At 51.5% G+C, this 21,899-nt stretch carries 29 protein-coding genes; all 29 read left to right on the plus strand.

The annotated features are described in order from the left end of the window. Positions 1–5 precede the first annotated feature (5 nt). The 29 genes from EUBC25_RS12440 to EUBC25_RS12580 all read left to right on the plus strand — a co-directional run bounded on the left by EUBC25_RS12440 (position 6) and on the right by EUBC25_RS12580 (position 21,893). Positions 6–383, plus strand: coding sequence for a hypothetical protein (locus tag EUBC25_RS12440; protein WP_230105803.1), 378 nt, complete (start codon positions 6–8; stop codon positions 381–383). Further along, positions 365–1,834: a hypothetical protein gene (locus tag EUBC25_RS12445; protein ID WP_230105804.1), complete on the plus strand. Its 1,470-nt coding sequence runs from the start codon at positions 365–367 to the stop codon at positions 1,832–1,834. Before EUBC25_RS12440 ends, EUBC25_RS12445 begins: the two co-directional genes overlap by 19 nt. Next, the gene (locus EUBC25_RS12450) at positions 1,809–2,048 is read left to right on the plus strand and encodes a hypothetical protein (protein WP_230105805.1); all 240 of its coding nucleotides are present in this window, start codon (positions 1,809–1,811) and stop codon (positions 2,046–2,048) included. Before EUBC25_RS12445 ends, EUBC25_RS12450 begins: the two co-directional genes overlap by 26 nt. Then, positions 2,045–2,452 (plus strand): hypothetical protein, encoded by a 408-nt coding sequence (locus tag EUBC25_RS12455; RefSeq protein ID WP_230105806.1) that lies wholly within the window; start codon positions 2,045–2,047, stop codon positions 2,450–2,452. Before EUBC25_RS12450 ends, EUBC25_RS12455 begins: the two co-directional genes overlap by 4 nt. Beyond that, positions 2,419–2,676, plus strand: coding sequence for a hypothetical protein (locus EUBC25_RS12460; protein ID WP_230105807.1), 258 nt, complete (start codon positions 2,419–2,421; stop codon positions 2,674–2,676). The genes EUBC25_RS12455 and EUBC25_RS12460 overlap by 34 nt, the downstream gene beginning before the upstream one ends. A 120-nt stretch (positions 2,677–2,796) precedes the next feature. Continuing rightward, positions 2,797–3,213 carry a single-stranded DNA-binding protein gene (locus EUBC25_RS12465; protein ID WP_230105808.1) on the plus strand — a complete coding sequence of 139 codons (417 nt, stop codon included), beginning with the start codon at positions 2,797–2,799 and terminating at the stop codon, positions 3,211–3,213. A gap of 15 nt (positions 3,214–3,228) precedes the next feature. Continuing rightward, positions 3,229–3,594, plus strand: a complete 366-nt coding sequence (locus tag EUBC25_RS12470) for a hypothetical protein (protein ID WP_230105809.1) — start codon at positions 3,229–3,231, stop codon at positions 3,592–3,594. Continuing rightward, positions 3,591–4,073 (plus strand): hypothetical protein, encoded by a 483-nt coding sequence (locus tag EUBC25_RS12475; protein WP_230105810.1) that lies wholly within the window; start codon positions 3,591–3,593, stop codon positions 4,071–4,073. Before EUBC25_RS12470 ends, EUBC25_RS12475 begins: the two co-directional genes overlap by 4 nt. A 96-nt stretch (positions 4,074–4,169) precedes the next feature. Next, a complete protein-coding gene (locus tag EUBC25_RS12480) occupies positions 4,170–4,595 on the plus strand; it encodes a hypothetical protein (protein WP_230105811.1) in 426 nt (141 codons plus the stop codon). A gap of 114 nt (positions 4,596–4,709) precedes the next feature. After that, entirely contained in the window at positions 4,710–4,964 is a 255-nt protein-coding gene (locus EUBC25_RS12485; protein WP_230105812.1) for a hypothetical protein, read from the plus strand. Positions 4,965–5,005: 41 nt separating this feature from the next. Further along, positions 5,006–5,419 (plus strand): hypothetical protein, encoded by a 414-nt coding sequence (locus tag EUBC25_RS12490; protein WP_230105813.1) that lies wholly within the window; start codon positions 5,006–5,008, stop codon positions 5,417–5,419. Positions 5,420–5,544: 125 nt separating this feature from the next. Then, positions 5,545–5,886: an HNH endonuclease gene (locus EUBC25_RS12495; RefSeq protein ID WP_230105814.1), complete on the plus strand. Its 342-nt coding sequence runs from the start codon at positions 5,545–5,547 to the stop codon at positions 5,884–5,886. Position 5,887: 1 nt separating this feature from the next. After that, the gene (locus tag EUBC25_RS12500; RefSeq protein ID WP_230105815.1) at positions 5,888–6,208 is read left to right on the plus strand and encodes a hypothetical protein; all 321 of its coding nucleotides are present in this window, start codon (positions 5,888–5,890) and stop codon (positions 6,206–6,208) included. Next, positions 6,192–6,389, plus strand: coding sequence for a hypothetical protein (locus tag EUBC25_RS12505; protein WP_230105816.1), 198 nt, complete (start codon positions 6,192–6,194; stop codon positions 6,387–6,389). Before EUBC25_RS12500 ends, EUBC25_RS12505 begins: the two co-directional genes overlap by 17 nt. A gap of 102 nt (positions 6,390–6,491) precedes the next feature. Beyond that, positions 6,492–6,809: a P27 family phage terminase small subunit gene (locus tag EUBC25_RS12510; RefSeq protein WP_230105817.1), complete on the plus strand. Its 318-nt coding sequence runs from the start codon at positions 6,492–6,494 to the stop codon at positions 6,807–6,809. Continuing rightward, on the plus strand, positions 6,796–8,484 hold the full coding sequence (locus EUBC25_RS12515; protein WP_230105818.1) for a terminase TerL endonuclease subunit: 1,689 nt from the start codon (positions 6,796–6,798) through the stop codon (positions 8,482–8,484). The genes EUBC25_RS12510 and EUBC25_RS12515 overlap by 14 nt, the downstream gene beginning before the upstream one ends. A 20-nt stretch (positions 8,485–8,504) precedes the next feature. Beyond that, on the plus strand, positions 8,505–9,701 hold the full coding sequence (locus EUBC25_RS12520; RefSeq protein ID WP_230105819.1) for a phage portal protein: 1,197 nt from the start codon (positions 8,505–8,507) through the stop codon (positions 9,699–9,701). Then, positions 9,685–10,443 carry a head maturation protease, ClpP-related gene (locus tag EUBC25_RS12525; RefSeq protein ID WP_230105820.1) on the plus strand — a complete coding sequence of 253 codons (759 nt, stop codon included), beginning with the start codon at positions 9,685–9,687 and terminating at the stop codon, positions 10,441–10,443. Before EUBC25_RS12520 ends, EUBC25_RS12525 begins: the two co-directional genes overlap by 17 nt. Positions 10,444–10,455: 12 nt before the next feature. Further along, positions 10,456–11,913 carry a phage major capsid protein gene (locus tag EUBC25_RS12530; RefSeq protein WP_230105821.1) on the plus strand — a complete coding sequence of 486 codons (1,458 nt, stop codon included), beginning with the start codon at positions 10,456–10,458 and terminating at the stop codon, positions 11,911–11,913. Positions 11,914–11,920: 7 nt separating this feature from the next. Further along, the gene (locus EUBC25_RS12535; RefSeq protein ID WP_230105822.1) at positions 11,921–12,232 is read left to right on the plus strand and encodes a hypothetical protein; all 312 of its coding nucleotides are present in this window, start codon (positions 11,921–11,923) and stop codon (positions 12,230–12,232) included. After that, positions 12,204–12,596 (plus strand): hypothetical protein, encoded by a 393-nt coding sequence (locus EUBC25_RS12540; protein WP_230105823.1) that lies wholly within the window; start codon positions 12,204–12,206, stop codon positions 12,594–12,596. The genes EUBC25_RS12535 and EUBC25_RS12540 overlap by 29 nt, the downstream gene beginning before the upstream one ends. Beyond that, complete coding sequence (locus EUBC25_RS12545; RefSeq protein ID WP_230105824.1) at positions 12,586–12,957, plus strand: HK97 gp10 family phage protein; 372 nt, start codon at positions 12,586–12,588, stop codon at positions 12,955–12,957. Before EUBC25_RS12540 ends, EUBC25_RS12545 begins: the two co-directional genes overlap by 11 nt. Beyond that, a complete protein-coding gene (locus EUBC25_RS12550; protein WP_230105825.1) occupies positions 12,954–13,280 on the plus strand; it encodes a hypothetical protein in 327 nt (108 codons plus the stop codon). Before EUBC25_RS12545 ends, EUBC25_RS12550 begins: the two co-directional genes overlap by 4 nt. Positions 13,281–13,283: 3 nt before the next feature. Then, the gene (locus tag EUBC25_RS12555) at positions 13,284–13,979 is read left to right on the plus strand and encodes a major tail protein (protein ID WP_230105826.1); all 696 of its coding nucleotides are present in this window, start codon (positions 13,284–13,286) and stop codon (positions 13,977–13,979) included. A gap of 12 nt (positions 13,980–13,991) precedes the next feature. Beyond that, positions 13,992–14,381 (plus strand): hypothetical protein, encoded by a 390-nt coding sequence (locus EUBC25_RS12560; protein WP_230105827.1) that lies wholly within the window; start codon positions 13,992–13,994, stop codon positions 14,379–14,381. An 8-nt stretch (positions 14,382–14,389) separates the two neighbouring features. Then, positions 14,390–14,542 carry a hypothetical protein gene (locus EUBC25_RS12565; RefSeq protein WP_230105828.1) on the plus strand — a complete coding sequence of 51 codons (153 nt, stop codon included), beginning with the start codon at positions 14,390–14,392 and terminating at the stop codon, positions 14,540–14,542. Between the two features lie 12 nt (positions 14,543–14,554). After that, a complete protein-coding gene (locus EUBC25_RS12570; protein WP_230105829.1) occupies positions 14,555–18,001 on the plus strand; it encodes a phage tail tape measure protein in 3,447 nt (1,148 codons plus the stop codon). Further along, positions 18,001–18,753, plus strand: a complete 753-nt coding sequence (locus EUBC25_RS12575; protein ID WP_230105830.1) for a phage tail domain-containing protein — start codon at positions 18,001–18,003, stop codon at positions 18,751–18,753. The genes EUBC25_RS12570 and EUBC25_RS12575 overlap by 1 nt, the downstream gene beginning before the upstream one ends. Beyond that, a complete protein-coding gene (locus EUBC25_RS12580; RefSeq protein ID WP_230105831.1) occupies positions 18,753–21,893 on the plus strand; it encodes a phage tail protein in 3,141 nt (1,046 codons plus the stop codon). Before EUBC25_RS12575 ends, EUBC25_RS12580 begins: the two co-directional genes overlap by 1 nt. Positions 21,894–21,899 lie beyond the last annotated feature (6 nt).

Below are 21,899 nucleotides of genomic sequence, written 5' to 3' on the forward strand. Positions count from 1 at the left end.
CCGATATGATTGAGGATTATCGGATCAAAATCAGGGTAGGCAGGTCAGAGGGCACCGGAGTATATGAGATTACAAAGAGAGGAACCAGGAGAGAAAAGTCAAGGTTTGTGGAAAGGTACGAGACTCCGGCGGGAACATTCCTGCCGGAGGAATGGAAAAAACGGGCGAAGGCCGCCATTGAAGCGGAGGGAGAACTTGCTCTCCTGGAAAGAGTCAAAGATCACTGCAGAGAGCACTGTGCATGGCTGCACACAGAGAGCGATCTGGAAGAGTATGCCATAGATTGCACATGCGGACGGGTATATAGACACTGGAAAGACTTTGAGAACACAGAAACAATAATCTGGATGCAAGGAGGCAGAAGATGGAATATGTGCAGATGACACTCAACGACTGGGTGGAAATGAAAAGGAAACTGAGACAGGAGCTGCTGGGAGTAAAGCAGAGCTTTGTCCGGATCGGATACGCACTCCGAAAGATAGAGGACCAGAAACTCTATGAGAATGATGGATACAAGAGCATAGCGGAATTTGCCAAGGAGGAGTATGGCCTGGAACCGTCCACCACTTCCCGGTTCATGAGCATCAACCGGGAATACTCCATTGACGGATATTCCGAACAGCTCCGGCCGGAATATGCGGATCTGGGGCGGAGCCAGCTGGAGGAGATGCTGAAACTGCCGGAAAGTGACCGGCAGATGATCCAGCCGGAGACATCCCGGGAAGATATCCGGGAGTTAAAGCGGTTCAATAAGGTGGAGCCGGCCGCAGGCGTGGCGGACGATCTGCGCCAGCTGGTGGAGAAATTCTACTACGACAACCCGGAAATCCTCAATGGGGTATTCAGCAAGCCGGAATATGAAGAGCAGACCATCAAACACTTTGCGGAGATCGTAAACCCCGGAGGGAACCGGTCCTACAAGAAAGGCCTCTACTTCCTGATGATGTATGAAAACCGGGTAGTGGTCAAGAAATTTGGAACGGATCCGCAGGATCTGACCTGGTGGGATTTCTGGCAGATCACACGGGATATTTTCGGGGAGGCGGCAGCAGGCCCGAAAACCTGGCAGAGCTATTTTGGAGGGGACGAGGATGAAGGAACTGAGCAGGGAGGCAAAGAGAGTGATCCGGAAAGCGGATCAGGCACTGGAGACGGGAGCGATCACATACAGCAGGCACCGGACGATAGTGGAGAACGTCAGGAAGGGCCGGCCGGCCAGTCCTCTGAGTCAGAAGGAAGTGGAGAGCCAGAGGATGACGGTGGAGCAGATGGAAAAAAGAGCACTGATATTGAGCAGGAAACTGAGAAAGGAGCCGGGAGAGATTATGGAGCAGCTGATGAGTCAGGAACAGCAGAGACGGAAGATGACACCTCTGGAGAAAAAAGCGGCGAAGGAGATCGTGAAGAGACTGCAGGAGGACAGACCGCTGAACCGGGAGGAACGGAGAGCCAGGGAGAGGAAATTGCGCCGGCGCAAAAATCCCCGGAAATCCTAGAAAAAGAGGCGCCTGATGAGACCGAAAGAGAGACTGACCTGGGAGACGAAGATGGAAAAACCGCTGAACCGGAGACAACGGAGGCAGCAGAAGCGGAAACGAAAGAAACAGAACCCGGCTTTGAGGCTATGAACGCACCGGAGGTCATAGAGAAACCATTCGGAAGCAGAAAGGACTGGCTGGATACTCTCACAGCATATGGAATGGCCGTGGAGATGGCCAAGATGATGAAAGCCATGCTGACAGAGAACCTGGCCGACATGACGGAGACCTCATTCTGGGAGCGGTGGCTGAATGAGGAGGTGGATGATCATGGCCAGAAGATTGAGGAGGCATAAGAAAAGAACGCTCCAGGAAGTCGTGCAGGATGGAAACGTCCTGCACTCTCCGGAGTATTTGACCATGTGCGCCAGAGGAATAAAAGAACATTGCGAAACCACGGAATATATGGCCGAGTGTATCTTTGCAAGGACGGGGGTATGTGACGGGAGCTGCACGCTCTGGAAAAACACTCCAAATTTCTGGCCGGAAAGGAGATGGACGAAAAAATGAATACCAGACAGAAAAAGAAGCAGTACAAGAAACGGTATGGCCACAACCCGCCAAGGGGAGCGGATGGGCGCTATTTGTTTCACGTCACTTATGGACTGGACCTGGCAGCAGGGCAGGACCATTCCGGAACACTTACTCCGGGGCAGGTGGAGGCGCTGACAAAAATACAGGCACTTACTCCGGAGGATGCGGAACGCATAAGAAAATCATTTTGTGAGGCTGCAGCCATAGCAGCGCAGGCACTGGCGGACTTTGCGGCCGCCATCAGCCAGGGATTTTCCAATATGGCGGATATGCTTAGAGGGCAGATAGAGGAGCAGGAGGAGCCGCCGGTAGTGGTGGCCAGGCACCTGGCAGAAAGGAGAAGGAAATGCAGAAAAGAGTGGAAAGCGTCAAAGAGATAGATTTCTCCGGGCTGAAAGTGCCGTTTATTGCGGTGTACCAGCACCCGGAGGATTTTCCGGAGAAGTACGTGGCCAGGGTCTATGAGCTGGACAAGCCAACGGACACGCTTATGATCAAAGACACACTGAAAGAGATTGAGATGGATATCCGGAAAAACACAGGAATGACATTCATTCCCAGAGGGGTGGAGGATGTGCTCTCTCTGGTGGGAGTATGGATGTAGGAAGGAGCAGAGGATGAAAAGAACAACGGAGCAGGTTAAACAGGCCATGGAGCAGCAGACGAAGAAACCGAAGGACCGGCCGGTAAAAAGGCAGAAAGGGATCCGGAAGGGAGAACGCAGATGAATAAAGTGATTTTGGTGGGGAGACTCACAAGGGATCCAGAGGTCAGATATTCCCAGGGAAGGGAAGCTCTGGCCATTGGCCGTTATACCATTGCGGTGGATCGGAAATATAAACGGGAGGGAGAGCCTACAGCAGATTTTATTCCCTGCGTGATTTTCGGGAAAGCTGCAGAGTTCGCAGAGAAATACTTCCGCCAGGCCATGCGGATCTCCATCTCCGGCCGGATCCAGACCGGATCCTACACGAACAGGGATGGCCACAAGGTATATACCACCGAGGTAATAGTGGAGGAGCAGGAGTTCGCAGAGAGCAAGAGAGAAAGCCAGCAGGGGCAGCAGGCGCCGCCGAAATATGACGGAGACGGGTTCATGAACATTCCGGAGGGCATTGATGAGGAGCTGCCGTTCAATTAAGGGAGGGAAAGTGAGATGACAACAAAGATAGGATTTTGTAGGTATTGCAACAACCAGAGGATGGTGGAGGTGCCGGATGACGCCACAGAGGAACTGATCAACCAGGAAGCAACGGCCACATGTGACTGTTACCGGGCAAAAGCGGAGAGGGAAAAGGAGTATCAGAAAGAGGCGTGTATTGCCAATATAGACGATATGCTGGGAAAGAAGTATCCTGAGATCGCTTCTCTGCTCAAAGACAGCATTGACGCCATCCAGGCGTCAAAAATTAAGAAAATCACGGTAAACACACATTTCAACCAGACCATCCGGCTCCAGAAAGCAAAGGACGGGATCAAGGTGGAACTGGAGAGAAAGCTGAAAGAGGAGAGCCTGGCATGAAGTATCCGAAACAGAAAAGACGGAAAAAGAGAAAAGAGCACAAGCCCAGCATCCTCCACCAAAAGGATGGGACCTGCTATCTGTGCATAAAGCTGAGAAAGGACTACCGGATCCACCCGGTAGTCCATGAGCATCATATTTTTGGAGGACCGAACCGGCAGATCTCAGAGGCAAAGGGGCTGAAAGTCTATCTTTGCCTGGAACACCATCTCTGGGGGCACCAGGCGGTACATAACAATCATGAAATTATGCGCCTCCTGCAGCAGGACGGCCAGAGAGCCTATGAGCGCACGCACTCCAGAGAGGAGTTCATGGCGTTGATCGGGAGGAATTACCTGGACATGGAGCCATTTATTGTGCCGCCGGAAGAGGCAGAAAAAGTTGAGCCAGGGATCACATTCCTGGAGCCGGACTGCCGGGGATGTTTTGGGGCATCAGAAAATCAGTGCAAAAAATGTGAGGAGGAGCGGCATGGCTGAGAGACTGAGACACTGGCTTTTCCGGTCAAGGAGAAAAGGCTGCCGGCATTGCTGTTTGTGGTGTGAATACTGGGATATCTGCAGGAGGGAAGAGAAGTGAACTATCAGGATATAGGGGTATTTACGGTCAGTCTCCTCATCATTATGACGGAGGGCGTATTTCTGGCCTGCGGAGGATTTGAGACCATAAAAAAGGCCATGCAGGCAGCAGGAGGAGCGATCTGGTGCATGATTTCCTGGCCATGGAGATTATGGAAAAACCATAAGAGAGAAAAGTGGCTTGAACGGCAATGGCTGGACTATATAAACCAGCATAAGCTGGAGATTTTAGACAGCTTAATGAAAACGACCAGGAAAGAGATGAGTTATAAGCAATTCACTACAAAAGAAGCCGTAGAAGGATTAGCGGAGGCGATGGAAATGATTAGAAAAGCCGGAACTTCCACAGAGGACATCAAAACGAATGAGGAGGAGAGAACGTGGAGGGAGAATTTCATGAAGCGCTTTATGACAAAAACGTAAACGAGAAAATGCTGTTTACAAATAATGCAAGAAAAATGGCCGGAGTTCCTATGCGAAGAAAAAAAGACAAGCGAAAGCGGATTTTCACAAGGAATAGGGCAGAGGAAGATCTGGATGCGTTTTACGATTATTGTAACGGGAAATGGGATGATTATTTTGAAAGGAGAAGCCATGGCAAGTATTTATGTGAAAATGAAAAACGGAACCAAGAAAGAGTTTAAGCACGAGGGAAGGGCAGGAGGAAGCTATACAAAGAGTATCCGATACGAGGGAGCATTTGCGATTATAACTGATGAATGGGGAAGCGAGACAGCCATACCGGTGCAAGACATAGAGGAAATTAAGGTAGACAGACCAAGATACTATTAAGGCTATGAGACAACAATAAAAAGCAGGGAGGAGAAAAAGGGATGCCGAATGTGCGACCATTGAACAAAAAGAAATACGGGATAAGCAAGTACGCATTTCAGACGGCTTATTCGTATTGTCTGCAGTACCCAGAATGGAAAGAGGAGCTGGGCAGCAGGACCTCAACAGTAAAAAGCCCTCAGATCACTGGGATGCCGGGAGCGCACAGCGGCAGTGACGCCACAGCAGCCCTGGCCCAGAGGAGGGTGGAGCTGCAGCAGAAAGTGGACAATGTGGAAAACACAGTCAGAGAGGCCATAGGGAAAGAACGGGGCCTTTATCAGTATTTACTGGAATACGTGACCACAGAGGGAGCCACCTTTCACTGGATCAAACAGAAAGGGATGCCATGCGAGAGGACTTACTTCTACCAGGTACGAAGGTATTTTTATTACCTCATGGCAAGAAAAATATAAGTGCGGTACTCGCAGGACAACTTTTGTGATATAGTGATAGCGTCCAAAAGATATGAGACAAAGTTCTCAGACATATCCCTCACAAAGGCTCCGGAGTATCCGGGGCCTTTTGCATTGGAGGAAATATGACACAGCAGGAAATTGAATATGTGCAGGAGTGCATCAGGACGGATATACACAGCTTCTATGTGTGGGGCAAGTGGAAAGCGGTACGCAGGAAGGTCCTGCAGATGGATCATGGAGAGTGCCAGAGATGCAAGGCAAAAAAGAAATATACCAAGGCGACCACTGTGCATCATGTAAATTATGTGAAACGACATCCGGAGCTGGCTCTGGAAATATGGTATGAGTGGTATGGAGTCAGGAAAAGAAACCTGATCAGCCTGTGCCATGATTGCCATGAGGCGGTGCATGGATACAGAAAGCCGGAGGACAAGAAACCTCTGACAGAGGAAAGGTGGGATTGATATGAGCAGAGCAGTGTGGACCGACACAGCAGACTACATGATCCTCAGATGTGCAGCGTGTGGGATGCCTCACATAGTACACAGGCAGATGATGCGGGATGGAATATCATACAGAGACTGTGGAACGGGACCGCTGATACCGGAAGGGTATGCCATCATGATAGACAAAAGGCCGGCGGATATTATTGTGAAAACGCAGGTGGATACATCAGACCTGGACAAGGTGCAGCGCATGGTGGATGAGATACAGACATCTGTGAATAGCATGATAGAAAAACTGACAGAGACAAAGGAGATCCTGGAACATGAAACAGATCGCTAAGAAGATGAAGGGCATGACTCTATACATGTGCAACCCGGAAATCAATAAGGAATGTGACAAACGGTTTTGCATGTATAACACGAATGCAGTGGATTATTTGTGTGAGTGCACAAGCAAAAAGGAATTTGCCCTAAAAATTGGAGAGGCGGCGGTGGAAAAAGAATACACTCCCCCGGTCTAAAAAAATCGCATTTTAATTTCAGCGCTGGAGACCGGTGGGTGGCCTCGACAATTCCGAGAAATCTCGCACATGATCAAAAATAAAAAAATAGGGGGTGGAAATGTGGCTCAAAAAAAAGGCGATATATTAGAAAGTTTAGTTTCACAGCTGGAGAGAAAAGAGGCGGATATTTCCTGTTTTTTGGACCTGCTGGATGACTATATGGCCCTCTATGACATCAAAAAGAAGCTGAAAGCGGACATCAAAAAGAGAGGAGTATCCTATGAGACCACATCTGCATCCGGCAAGGCCACCATAGTAAAACAAAACCAATCAGTCAAGGATCTGGTAGCTGTAAATAAGCAGATGCTGATGATCCTGGACAAGCTGGGACTGACTACCGAAAAGACCATAAAGGATGATGATGATGAAAAACTGTGATCCACGCATAGAGTCCTATATGGAGGCCGTGGAGACCGGAGCAGTAAGATCATCCAAGGAAATCAAGGCCCTTGTGAAGCATGTGAGGGAGTGCTTTGAGACAGAGGACATTTACGTGGATCAGCAGCAGCTGACGGACTATCTGGGGCTGGCAAGATATTTTCCATACGAGCGGGTGTTCCCGTGGCAGGAATTTGTCATAGCCCTGCATGACACGACATACTGGCGGGAGAGCGGGATGCCCCGCTGGCCGGATCTGTTCTGCCTGATCGGCCGTGGAGCCGGGAAAGATGGGACCATTGCCCTGGAGGCGGTGGCTCTGTCATCTGAGTACAACGGGATCCGGGAGTATGATGTGGACATCTGTGCGAACAATGAGGACCAGGCCCTCCGGCCGGTCCAGGATATTGTGGGAGCGTTTGAGCAGCCACGCTGGATCAAAAAGCTACAACGCTTTTTCCGGTGGACCATGGAAAAAGTGATCAACCTCAAAACGAGATCAACGATCCGGGGGCACACCAACAACCCCGGAGGAAAAGACGGACTCCGGTCCGGAATGGTGGTACTCAACGAGATCCACCAGTATCAGGACTATAAAAATATCAATGTATTTACGACCGGCCTGGGGAAAAAGAAACATCCACGCCGGTCTTACTATACCACCCAGGGAGACGTGAGAGAGGGGCCGCTGGACGACCTCCTGGAGACCGCAGAGGGCATCCTGTTCGGGGGAGAGCCGGACAACGGACTCCTGCCATATATCTGCAGGCTGGACAGCAAGGATGAGGTCCATGATGAGGCGAACTGGGAGAAAGCCAACCCCTCACTGCCGTATCTGCCGGATCTGCTGGAAGAGATCCGGAAAGAGTACAGAGACTGGATCAAGCATCCGGATAAGTTCACAGCATTTATGACCAAGAGGATGAACATACCGGACGGAACCAGCGAGATCAAGGTCTGCAGCTATGAGCGGATCAAGGCCACCAACAGGCCGGTGCCGGTGGACGATCTGCAGGGGCGAGTCTGCACCTGCGGGATAGACTTCTCAAAAATCACAGACTTTGTATCTGTCAACCTGCATTTTCGGGACGGAAATATCCGGTACGACCTCAACCATTCATGGCTGTGCCTCAACTCTAAGGATCTGCCACGGATCAAAGCTCCGTGGCGGGAGTGGGCGAACCGGGGGCTGATCGACCTGGTGGATGATGTGGAGATCCACCCGGAGACCATAGTGGAGTACATAGAGATGCAAAAGGAATATTATTCCATCAAGATGATGGCAATAGATGACTTCCGCTATGCGCTGCTGGCGCAGTATCTGAAAGGAATAGGCTTTGATGCGAAAGCCTACAAGAACCTGAAACTGGTCCGTCCCTCAGACATCATGAAGGTGGCGCCGGTCATAGACAGCTGCTTTGCCAATGATTATTTTGCGTGGGGAGACAACCCCACACTGCGGTGGGCCGTCAACAACACAAAGATGATCCGATATGGCCGGAAGCTGGGGAAAGAGGATGATGCCGACATAGGCAATTTTGTATATGCCAAAATCGAGGCGAAGTCCAGAAAAACAGACCCGTTCATGGCCCTGGTGGCATCCATGGCGGTTGAGGACGCCCTGCCATACGCCCAGGTTACTAATGCGCCGGATCTGGGCGTCTTCACATACTGAGCGCAGAAAGGAGGAAAGAGATGGGGTTCAGCATAAAACGATTGTTCAAAAGCCGGGAGACTCCGGAGCCGGAGAAAGTAACCACCATAGAGATCACGGATCAGCAGGTCCGGGATGCAGCGGCCGAGGTATGCCTCCGGGAGCTGGCGTTCTGGACTTGCATAGGCAAGATTGCGAACGCCCTGACAAAATGCGAGTTCCGCACCTTCTACGAGGGCAGGGAGATTTTCGGAGACGAATACTACACCTGGAACTATGAGCCGAACCGCAACCAGAACAAGGCGGAATTTCTCAGCAAGGCCATAGAAAAGCTGTACCGGGAAAATGAGCTGCTGATTGTAGAGAGTTATGACGGACAGCTGCTGGTGGCGGACAGCTTTGATGTAACACGCAACACACTGTATGGAGACACCTACAGAAACGTGCTGGTGGATGACTACCAGTTTTCACGGACATTCCACAGCGCAGACGTGCTCCACTGGAAGCTCAACAACCGGAATGTGAACAAAATTATCAATGGCCTGTATGGCTCCTATAGTAAACTGATCGACTACAGCGCACAGTCATACCTCAAAAGCAGGGGCAGCAGGGGAATACTGAACATTTCGACCATGGCGCAGTCAGAGAAACTGTTTGAGGAGAAGCTGAAAAAGCTGATGAATGAATACTTCAAGTCCTTTTTCAACAGCTCCAATGCGGTCCTGCCGTTATTTGAGGGGTATGAGTATACAGACCTGGGATCCAAAACATACAGCGAGGGAACGAGCCGGGACATCAAAAATCAGTATGATGATATCTTTGATTTTACAGCGAGAGGAATTTCCATGCCGCCGTCCCTTGCCAAGGGAGACGTACAAGACACCAGTAAGGCGGTGGAGGAAATGCTGACATTCTGCCTGGATCCCCTGGCCGAAATGCTGCAGCAGGAGATCAACAGAAAGAGGATAGGCAAGAGCGGAGTGGAGAAAGGCACCCGCCTGCAGATCAACACCATGAGGGTCAAGCACATTGACATGTTTGACATAGCCACTCCGGCGGATAAGCTCATCAGCTCCGGGATCTATACAGTGAATATGCTTCTGAGAGCGTTGGGAGAACCGCAGCTATCAGATGAGTGGGCGAACCAACATTTTATAACCAAAAACTACTCGACTATCCAGGATTTCCTGGAAGAACAGAGCAAGAAAGGAGGTGGAGAAGGTGCCGAAACCAATTAACTTTTGCTTTCAACAGTCAGCAGGAGTCCATAAGCTGTATATCTATGATGATGTGACAGCTTATGGCACGTTTGACTGGACGACCTGGACCATGAAGGAGTCAGAGACCTCTGCAAAGTATTTTCGTGACCAGCTGGAGGCCATCCCGGACACCGCTACGATTGAGCTGCATATCAACTCAAACGGAGGTTCTGTCAAGGAAGGTGTGGCAATCTACACACAGCTGAAACAGAAAGGCTGTAAGAAGGTGGGATATGTGGATGGCGTGGCCTACAGCGTGGCTTTCCTGATCCTGCAGGCATGTGATGAGAGGATCATGGGGCTGGGAACATCCGCCCTTGTGCATAACATGTGGATGAGCGTGGAAGGAAATGCCAAAGAACTCCGGAAAGCCGCAGATGATCTGGACGTGCTGATGGAGTCAAACCGGAAAATTTTCCTGGAAAGATCCAACCTGGAAGAACAGCAGCTCATTGACATGATGGAGGCGGAGACATTCCTCACGCCGGATCAGTGCCTGGAATATGGACTGATCGACAAGATCGACAGCTATCAGGCGGATGAGCAGGACACTCAGCAGAAGCTGATGGAGCAGGTGCAGCAGCTTACCCAGATGATCGCACAGCAGAAGTCATTCCGGGAGCAGATGCAGGCCATGATCCAGCCGCCGGCAGCAGATCCGGAACCGAAACCGGAAAAGAAACTCACGAACCAGTTGGCAAACTTTTTCAAAAATATGTAAAGGAGAACCAAGATGAAGAACAAAGACATTTTAGCAATGGAGAAAGCCAAGATTGTGGAGAAGATGAACCAGGCCATCAAGGATGATGACGCCAAGATGTTCAGCGAGGCTTTCACGGAACTCTGCCAGAAAATCGAGGAGAACGTCCTGGAGCAGGCAAGAGAAATGATGAATGAGCAGGATGTGACCATCCTGGCCCAGAGAGGCGTGCGTCAGCTGACCTCCAAGGAAAGAGAATACTATGAAAAGGTCATTGAGGCCATGAAGTCTAAAGACCCGAAGCAGGCACTCAATGATGTTGAGGTGGTTATGCCGGAGACAATCATCAACTCTGTATTTGATGAGCTGTCCACTAACCATCCGCTGCTCTCCCGGTTATCTGCGACAACCGTCACAGGACTGACCAGGATGATGATGAACACCAACGGAGAGCAGAGAGCGGCATGGGGTAAGCTGACCGCCAAGATCATTGAGGAGCTGACCTCCGGATTTAAAGAGGTGGATGTAACCCAGGACAAATTGAGCGCATTTCTGCCGGTATCTAAGGCCATGCTGGACCTGGGGCCTGTGTGGCTGGACAATTACGTGCGCCAGGTGCTCTATGAGGCGCTGGCCAATGGCCTGGAGTATGGAATTGTCAATGGTACCGGAAAGGATGAACCGATCGGAATGATGCGCCAGGTAGGAGATGGCATCTCTGTGAAAGACGGAGTATACCCGGAAAAATCCGCCATCAAAATGACCGCACTGGACATGGAGCAGATGGGGAACATAACGGCCATCATGGCGAAGAATGACAAGGGCCAGGCCAGAACCGTGACAGGACTGATCCTCCTGGTCAATCCGGTGGACTATTTTCGGAGAGTGCTGCCGGCCACCAGAATGCTGACGCCGGACGGAGTCTATGCCTCTGTGCTGCCGGTGGATGCGGAAATTATCCAGAGCGCAGCCGTGAAGGAGGGCAAGGCGGTCTATGGAATGGCATCCAAGTATTTCCTGGGCGTAGGAATGGCCAGAAATGGAAGGATCGAATATTCTGACGAATACCGGTTCCTGGAAGATGAAAGAGTATATCTGATCAAGCTCTATGCCAACGGCTTTGCCATGGATAACAACGCCTTTCAGGTGCTGGACATCACAGAGTTGCAGCCGGTACGCTTCAAAGTCATTTCCACCACAGAGGAAAAGACATACAGCGCTGACCTGGCTGATCTGAAGATCGGAAGCCTGGCGCTGTCTCCTGAGTTCGCCGCCGGAACAACGACCTACACCGCTACTACCAGCAACGCCACCAACGTCATCACGGCAGTGCCGGCCAGCGGATCCGCTGAGATCGAGATCACGGTAGGAGAAACGCCCGTGACAAACGGAACAGCGGCCACCTGGGCGTCTGGAGCCAACACGGTCAAAGTCAAAGTAACTGACGGAGAACTCACGAAGACCTACACGATCACAGTAACAAAGGAGTAAAAGAGCTATGGCAGACGATAAGGACAAAAAACTCCTCAGTGACATAAAGAACTATCTGGACATCACATGGGACGATACCCTGGGAGACCAGAAGTACATGGGGATGGTCCAGAGAGGGATGGCTGCCATTAAGGGAAAAATAGGGGAGTGCAATTTCTATGAGGAGACTCAGGAAAGAGCGCTCCTTTTTGATTACGTCATGTATGCGAGGGCGGGAGAGATACCGCAGTTCTGGGCGAACTACAAGGAGGAAATCCTCTCCCTGCAGATCGCAAGAAAGGTGGACGCTTATGCCGCGGATACAGAGCAGACAATTTGAAAATTTCGGGGACGGGCTGCTGACTGTCTGTGAAGCAGATGAGCGCACGATAACCAGGACGAAAATGGAGCACATCCGTTTTGGGAACCGGACGGTGGGAGTGCAGCGTTTCTGGCAGGCAAAGACCGCAGGGAATAAAGTTGATAAACTGCTGGCGGTACCACTACCTGTGCTGGGAATAGACATGATTGAAGTCAACGACATAGTCATCCTGGAGAATGAGAAGGAGATAGAAAAAAGATCTGGACAGTACCAGATCCTGCAGATCCAACCGAAGTATGACACAAAGCCGCCGGCGCTGTATCTGTCTCTGGAAAAATTAGTGCATCCATACAAAGACGGGAGGGGTGACGGTGGCGGTTAAAATAGGCAATCTGGCCAAGGAAGTAATGAAGCAGCTGGAGGACTATGGCATTGAGACCGGGCTGGAAGTGGAAAAGGTATCCCGGGAAGTGGCGGAGGACACAGCGAAAATGCTGAATAAGAACTCTCCGAAACTGACCGGAGACTATGCTGAATCGTGGACCTATGGAGTCGGGGAAACAAAAAGAACCAGGCACACCATGATAGTACACGCCGCAAAACCGGAATATGCCCTGTCACATCTGCTGGAGAAAGGCCATCAGAACCGAGATGGCGGACGCACTCCGGCGATCGTGCACATTGCGCCGGCGGAAGAGGTGGCAGCAGAAGAACTGGAAAAGGAGTTGCGGAAAAGACTATGACAGCGGAACAGATTGAAAAAATGCTGGAGGAGATGGAGATCCCGTTCAAGTATCATCATTTTACCCAGAAGGAGATGCAGGACGTATCCCTCCCCATACTGGTCTGGATCGTGCCGGGAACAGACAACTTTTTTGCGGACGGGCAGACCTATCACAAGATCAAAGAACTGGACATTGAACTCTACACAGATGAAAAGGACTGGGCGCTGGAGGAGAAGCTGGAGGGCATCCTGGATAAATACGGGATCCCGTGGCAGCAGACAGCCTCTGAGTGGCTGGAGACTGAAAAGATGTGGGAGTCACTTTACGAAATGGAGGTTTAACACATGGCTGGAAACAAGGAAAACAAAGTCAAGTATAACATCAAAAATGTGCATGTGGCAAAGCAGACGGAGACGGCCGGCGAGGACGGCGCCACCACGTACTCCTATGCCACACCGAAGAACATTCCGGGCGCTGTAAGTATCAGCCTGGACGCAGAGGGCGAGATCTCCACATTCTATGCGGATGGTATCGCCTATTTTGTTACAAGTGCAAACAACGGATACTCCGGAGATCTGGAGATGGCGCTCATCCCCAGCTGGTTCCGGACAGAGATCCTCAATGAGACGCTGGATGATAAAAGCGTTCTGGTGGAGAACGCCAACAACAACACCAATCCCTTTGCCCTGCTCTTTGAGTTTGACGGCGATCAGAGGGCAATCCGCAGGTGCCTCTATAACTGTACATGCACCAGGCCGTCCATTGAGTCTGAGACCACGGAGGAGACGGTGGAGCCTGGAACAGAGACATTATCCATCACGAACAGCCCACGGTCAGATGGACTGGTAAAAGCACAGACAGGGCCGGACACGGACGCAGAAACATACGCAGGATGGTACTCAAACGTGTATACGCCGGTTACCTCAGCAGAGGAGACATCACTCACTGCGGATCAGGGAACAAGCCAGGCAGCAGGTCCGGCAACGCAGAATGATGATCAGAGCACAGGCCAGGAGGCGGGAGCCGCCGGAACAAATTAAGGAGGGATAAAAGTGCTGAGAAAGAAAGTCATGATTGACGGGAAAGAGGTGGAGTTCAAGGCATCCGCAGCGGTGCCGAGAATTTACCGCATGAAATTCCGGAGAGACCTTTTCATGGATCTCCAGAAAGTAGCGAAGTCAGTGGACAAGAAAGGCAAGAAAAAGGACAAAGAGGAAAGCGAGATCCCTATTGAGGATCTGGAAATGTTTGAGAATATCGCCTATGTGATGGCGCAGCACGCAGATCCAAAGAACGTGCCGGCGGACATCATGGAATGGCTGGAGCAGTTCCAGACGTTTTCCATCTATCAGATCCTGCCGGCCATCCTGGAACTCTGGAACCTGAATGAAGAAACCCAGAGCAAAGCAAAAAAAAACTTAGACCAAGTAGCAGGGAGTTAAACACTCCTTTGTTTTTGCTGCGGTGCTGCCAGGTGGGGATATCTATCCGGGATCTGGACCTGCTTACAGTGGGAATGGTCATGGATATGTTTACGGAGCAGCAGAATGACTCCTACAAATATCCACGCATGGCTACACAGGAAGACTTTGACAGATTTTAAGGAGGTGGAAGGATGGCAGCAGGCCGCAACATAAAGGGAATAACGATAGAAATCGGAGGCGATACCACAGGCCTACAGAAAGCCCTCAGTGATGTGAATGGGAAGCTCAAAAGCACCCAGGCACAGCTGAAAGATGTGAACAACCTGCTGAAATTGGATCCCTCCAACACTGTATTGGTGGCCCAGAAGCAGGAGCTGCTGAAAAATGCAATTGCGGACACCACAGAGAAACTGGACAGCCTGGAGGCTGCACAGAAAGACGTTACAGCCGCCCTGGAGGCCGGGAAGATCGGCCAGGAGCAGTATATGGCTTTCCAGCGGGAAGTGGAAGAGACCAGGGCGACACTGACAAGATATGAGACGGAGCTGGCCGGTCTGAACACAGAGCAGGACCGGCTGGCCACCAATACCGATCGGCTGAACAAATTATTCCAGGCCACCGGGACGAACGTGGATGACTATGCGGACGTCCTGGGAAACCGCCTGGTCACAGCGATCAAAAACGGATCCGCCTCTGCTGATCAGCTGAAACTGGCGATAGAAAAAATCGGGAAATCAGCCACCGGAGGAAAAGCGGACATCAGGCAGCTGACGGACGCTCTGGACACGGTGGATGACGGCCAGGCTATCCAGAACCTGATCCAGGATCTGCGGGACGCCGGATCACAGGCAGGCAACACAGCGGAGCAGCTGGACGGAATGGGAAAAACTCTGACGGGAGGCGTGCTGCTGGAGGCGGCAGAACAGCTCTCTGCAGTCGGGGATAAGATAACTGAATTAGGAGAAAAAGCCAAGGATGCTTTTACCGAGACGCAGGACGCCACGGTAAAGGCATCCACTTATTTTGGAGAAACCGGAAAAGCGGCAGAACAGACCGCAAGCGTCATCAAGGATGTGTATGGCGAGGGCGTAGGCGACTCCATGGACACGGTTTCCAATGCGGTCATAACTGTTAAGAAAAACCTGCAGGATCTGGACCAGACGGAGCTGACCAACCTCACAGAGCAGGCCATCACGCTGGAAGAGCTGTATGGAATTGATATGAACGAGACACTCCGGGGCGTCAATTCTCTAATGGTCAATTTTGGGATGAGCGCCCAGGAGGCCATGGATTATATTGTATCCGGAACCCAGAACGGTCTGGACAAGACCAACGAGCTGGGAGACAACATCTCAGAGTACGCCGGGAAGTTTTCCCAGGCTGGATATTCCGCACAGGAATATTTTCAGCTCCTCCAGAACGGCCTGGAGGGCGGCGCCTATAACCTGGACAAGGTAAATGACGCAATCAACGAGGTCACAACCAGACTGGCAGACGGCACCATAGCGGACTCACTCAGCAAGATCAACGAGGAGACCGGGCAGGTGGAGGCTGGAACCGGCGGCTGGGGAGAAGAGGTTGAGAACGTATTCAAACAGTGGCAGCAGGGCGGAGCTACCCAGAAGCAGGTCATTGATGCCATTGTGAAGGACATACAGAACACAGAGAACCAGCAGGACAAGCTGAACAAGGCAGCCCTGGCGTTTGGAACCATGGGAGAGGATGGAAACACCCGGTTTATAGAGTCGCTGACCTCAGTGGGGCAGACCTATGATGAGGTATCTGGATCCGCCCAGAATATGTTTGACTCCTCCACAACGGAGTCACAGAAGTTTGAGGCCAGCATGAGGCAGCTGCAGCAGAGCCTCATCCCTTTGGGGGAGGCACTGATGAACCTGGCCAATCAGATCATACCGCCGCTGGCGTCAGGAATACAGAAGATTGGAGAATTTTTCGGGAGCCTCCCGGAACCGGTGCAAAATTTTGTCATCATACTGGGGGCGCTGATTGCCGCCTTTACTGCGCTGGCGCCAGTTATTATGGCTGTGGTCCAAGTAGTAACTTTTTTAGGAACGGCAACTCTGGGGCCAATCATAGGCATCATTGCCGGAGTGGCCGCAGCAATAGCCGGGATCATAGCCATAGTGAAAAACTGGGGCGCCATAACGGAGTGGTTCGGAAATTTGTGGCAGACAGTCAAAGACAAGTGCGCTGCAATATGGAACTCTATCTGTTCATTTTTTACCGAGACGATCCCGGCGGCCTGGGACGCTCTGGTGGCGAAATTCCAGGGTGCGGCTGAGTGGTGGTCCGGGCTGTGGTCACAGATCGGACAGTTTTTCTCCGGGATCTGGACGGGCATCTGCACATTTTTCACGCAGACGATCCCGCAGGCCTGGCAGTCTGTGGTGGCCTGGTTCCAGGGGATCCCAGAATGGTGGTCCGGTATCTGGCAGCAGGTACATGACTTCTTTGTGAACATCTGGACCATGATGATGCAGAACCCGGTCATTTCCGGGATCGTAACGACCATACAGACATTGTGGCAGAATGCCGTCACGACACTGCAGGGCATCTGGACCGGACTGCAGCAGATTGCGTCCGGCGCCTGGGAGCTGATCAAAAACACGATACTGGGACCGGTGCTGCTGCTGATCGACCTTGTGACCGGAAACTTCACGCAGCTGAAAGAGGATGCTCAAAATATCTGGTCCAATATCCAGCAGGCAGCCTCAACAATCTGGTCCGGCATCAAGCAGGTGGTCTCATCTCTGGCGCAGGGGCTGGTTACACATGTGACCACGCTGATCACGGGATTTAAGGACACCCTGGGAAATTTGTGGGAGATGGCGAAGCAGGCGGCGAGCACAGCCTGGAACAATATTAAGCAGGCGGTGGTCACAGCGGCCACAAACCTCAAAAATTCAGCGGTGCAGGCTGTAACGAACCTGAAAAATTCCGTGTCGCAGGCATGGAACAATATGAAATCTGCCGCCTCACAGGCATGGCAGAATATCAAAAATTCCGTGGTGCAGACCGCCACGAACCTCAAAAATTCAGCGGTGCAGGCGTTCCAGAACCTGGTCTCCGGGATCCGGAACGCATTGAGCAGCCTGGGGAATGTTGTGAGAAACGGATTTCAGTCTGCGATCAGTTTCATCACATCCCTGCCGAGCAGAGCACTCCAGTGGGGCGCTGACTTTATTAACGGAATAGCAAGGGGCATCCGGAACGCCATAGGAAATGTGACCAGTGCGGTCTCCAGTGTGGCAAATAAGATCCGGTCATTCTTGCATTTCTCAGTCCCGGATGAGGGGCCGTTGACAGAATATGAGTCCTGGATGCCTGACTTTATGGAAGGGCTGGCCAAGGGCATAGAAAAGAGCAAGTCCGTTGTGACGGACGCCATAGCCGGAGTGAGCAAGGACATGAGCATCAATGCCAATGCCATGGTGGATCAGAGCAATGCAGCTCAGAACAACGCCATCCTGTCCATCACCTCACTGCTGGCTCAGTACCTGCCGTATCTGGCCCAGGGCTTAAACCTCAGATGGGAGACTGGAGAGGTGGCGGCACATCTGGCCAGAGACATGAATATACAGCTGGGGATCCTGGCACAAGAGGAGGGATATTTGTAATGAACGCCATAACAAACGGGGCCACCATTGAGATCGTGGCCACCGGCGAACAGTACCACACTCTGAAAAACTGGGGCCTGGCCATTGGAAACAACGACTATATAGGGGATGTAGAGCAGGAGACCTATTATGTGGATGTACCGGGAGCGGATGGGTTCCTGGATTTCTCAGAGGCGATTGCCGGCCGGCGGATATTCAAAAGCCGGCCGATCAATATAGAGCTGGGCGGGAAAAAGCCGAGGAATGACTGGGATATCTTTATCTCAGACCTCCGGAACCTGATTGAGGGAAGGGAGATCAAGCTCATTTTTGACAATGATCCCGGCTTTTATTGGACCGGCCGGGCTACAGTACAGAGCTTTGACCGGAACCGGGAGCTGGGTACATTCACACTGTCCATCCCGAAAGCGGATCCATACAAGTATAATGTGGCAGACTCCACGGAGGACTGGCTGTGGGATCCGTTTGACTTTGAAACCGGCATCATAGACGAAGGTACAGAGATCACGCTTGCGGGGCCTACGAGCACACAGAGCTACACGATCGTACCGGACCTGATGCCTTTTGTACCAACCATCCAGGTCAGCCAGATGGGAGCTGCCGGCATTACCATGACGGCAGGAGGAGAAACCTACACGCTGATCCAGGGAAAGAACCGCTTTGCGGATATTGTAGTAGATCAGGAGGATGTGACTCTGACATTTAAGGGGCAGGGAACGCTCACGATCCGGTATAGGAGGGGGTCATTGTAATGTATAAAGTGAAAATGGATGGCCAGGTCCTATACTACCCGGGAGACAAGGAGGCGGTATTGACCGCCCCCACAGTCAACCTGCAGACGGGATATTCCGGCACATTTGAGTTTACGGTGCCGCCGATCAACCCGCTGTATGACAAGATCAAGAACCGGCGCAGCATGGTCAGTGTATTCCGAGACTCAACAGAGATCTTCTACGGAGAGGTGCGGAAGCAGCCAAAAGTAGACAGATACAAAAACAAGAGCGTGTATTGCGCCGGCGCAATGAGTTTCCTTTCCGACTCCCTGCAGCCACAGGCAGAATATCACGACATGACACCGGAGCAGATGCTGGGGGCGTTCCTGGATATCCACAACAGCCAGGTGGAGGACCGGAAAAAGATCTATCTGGGGATCGTGACCATCACGGATCCGAATGACTCTCTATACCGGTATACGAATTTTGAGAACACGCTGAAAGCCATCCGGGAGAAGCTGGTGGACAAACTGGGCGGATATCTGAGGATCCGCCATGAGAACGACCGGTTGTATCTGGACTGGATCACACTGGAGGAATACGGAAAGTATTGTGATCAGCCGATTGAGTTCGGGCTGAACCTGCTGGACTACTCCGAGAGTGTGACCGCAGAGAACCTGGCCACAGCCCTGATCCCGCTGGGAGCGAGGCTGCAGGGGGAGTCAGACATAGAGGCCCTGGAGAAATATGTGGATATTACCAGCGTAAACGGTGGATCAAATTATATATACAGTCAGGAGGCGGTGGACAACTTTGGATGGGTATGGACCACGCAGACCTGGCAGGACGTGACAGAGCCGTCCAACCTGCTCCGGAAGGGACGGGAATGGCTGGCAGACAATCAGTTTGAGGAGCTGGAACTGACACTCACGGCAGTAGACCTGTCCGCCATGGACAAGGAGTACACCGCTTTTGACATAGGAGACCGGATCCAATGCAGGGCGAAACCATACGGCATGGACCGGGTATTCCCAGTCATGGAGATGACGATCCCTCTGCAGCAGCCGGACAATGCCAAGCTGACGCTGGGAGAAAACCGGAAACTGTCATATACAGAGCAGCAGAACAAGATCTATTCCGGAATCACGGCGGACGCCGAAGAGCGCAGGAAGATCCAGAACGAGGCTGTAAAAGCGGCCATAGACAATCTGACCGCACAAATGACGGGAAGTAAAGGGGGATACAAACTATCAGAATATGACGAAAATGGGATGTGGCTCCGGGATCTCTACATGGACGCCCCGGACAAAGACAAGGCCACAAAGATCCTGCAGATCAACAACTATGGCATAGGAGGCAGCCGGAACGGGTATGAAGGACCATACACAGTAGGAATGACACTGGACGGCCAGATAGTCGGGGAGCGGATCACGGCCAACTCCATAAGCGCAGAAAAGCTCACACTGGAATATAGGACCGAGCTGGAAGAAAAATTCACACAAGTTGGAGAGGATGCAAACGAGTACACCGACCAGAGAGAAACCGTTGTAAAAGAACTGATCACGACCAGCATCCGGTCTGTGGAGGACCAGATCCAGCTGGCAGTGACCGACCAGAAAAGCGTCACGAACCGGTATAACTACGTGGTCAACGGAGACAACCAGGACCTAGATCCGGATGCTTTCACAGCATCCTCCAATCTCACGGTGGGAACCGGACAGGCCGGGGACATCAAAGCGTTTCATCTGACAAAGACCAATACATCCATGGCCACGCTCCAGCAGAGCCTGGGGCAGCTGCCGGCGGGCACCTACGAGGTGGAGCTTAAAATATATCTCCCGGCCGGCGTGAAGCCTTCATACTGCTATTTTGGGCTGAACGGATACACACAGTATCAGAGCTTCTCTTCCATGGCCACAGATACCTGGTACACCATACGGCGGACGGTCACACTGACCAGCGCCTCGACGAGGTCATTCTATTTTGCGCTCTATGGCAGCAGTGCAAGAGAGGCATACGTCACGGACATCCGGGTGCTCCGGAATATCAAGGAGCTGATTGATGACGTAGACGCCAGGATCACAGTGGAAGCCGGAAAGATAACCCAGAGCGTCACGGAGATGTATGAGGCACAGCAGCATAATTATGCTATTGATGGAAGTTTTTCCGGGACGGTAGACACAAACTGGTACAGAAGCAACACCAGCTATGTATATAAAACGACATGGAAAAATAGGTCTTGCATATGCATCAATCTGGGGGATACCACAAGCACAAGCCATTACGTGCGTACGAAGGCGGCCATAAAAGTACCAAAGACAGGGAAATTTACGATCAGAATGAAAGCGTGCTGCGGAAAAGCGGGAACCAGATTAAGATGCTCATTCGGATCCAGTGCATATACAACTGCCGGACAGATTGGAACGGAATGGAAGACCATTGAGCTGACAATCAACAGCGTCAGTGCTGGAAGTAAATACCTGTACTTATACTGCTATACAGCGGGGGATTATGTATGTATCACAGACATAGAGATACTGGGGTATGCGAGCCATTACAATGCGGCGCAAATAGAGGTCCTGGCTGACAGCATCACATCCACGGTGAAGCAAAATGAATTTGCCTCATACGTGACACAGTATTATGATCGAGTAATCACAGCGTTCAACAATTCAAGTAAATATGTGCAGATCACAGCAGGAGCAATCTCCATCTATGATGGATCTGTGACAACATCAAAGCGCAGGGCAACGTTCAACGAGAACGGGAACCATTTCTATAGAGATGGGTATTACGTTGGGAAGATCGGTACCAATCAGCTGCAGAGCGATAATTCCAAAAAGGGGTTGAACTTTGACCTGGAAGATGATGCTGCATATATGACATGGGCTGCGAAAGACTCAGCTTCTGCCACGGTCTACACAATGAAATTGACATATGTGCAGAAAGGAAAAGGCTGGGGAAACTATACGGCCGGAGATCTGCACGCAGGGGCAAATTTAGACATGCATGGATGGACCCTGAAAAACCCGTCCTTTGAGGGAGGGGGAATAACGGGAACTTTAAACTTTGTACAGCCAATAGCCATGAACAGTGACGGTACTGTGTCGAGATGGTCAAACAACGCACAGCTGCAATTTAAAAACGGGATACTGATATATGGCAGATGGTACGGGTAGGAGGTC

Source organism: Claveliimonas bilis (genome assembly GCF_020892095.1).
Classification (GTDB): domain Bacteria; phylum Bacillota; class Clostridia; order Lachnospirales; family Lachnospiraceae; genus Claveliimonas; species Claveliimonas bilis.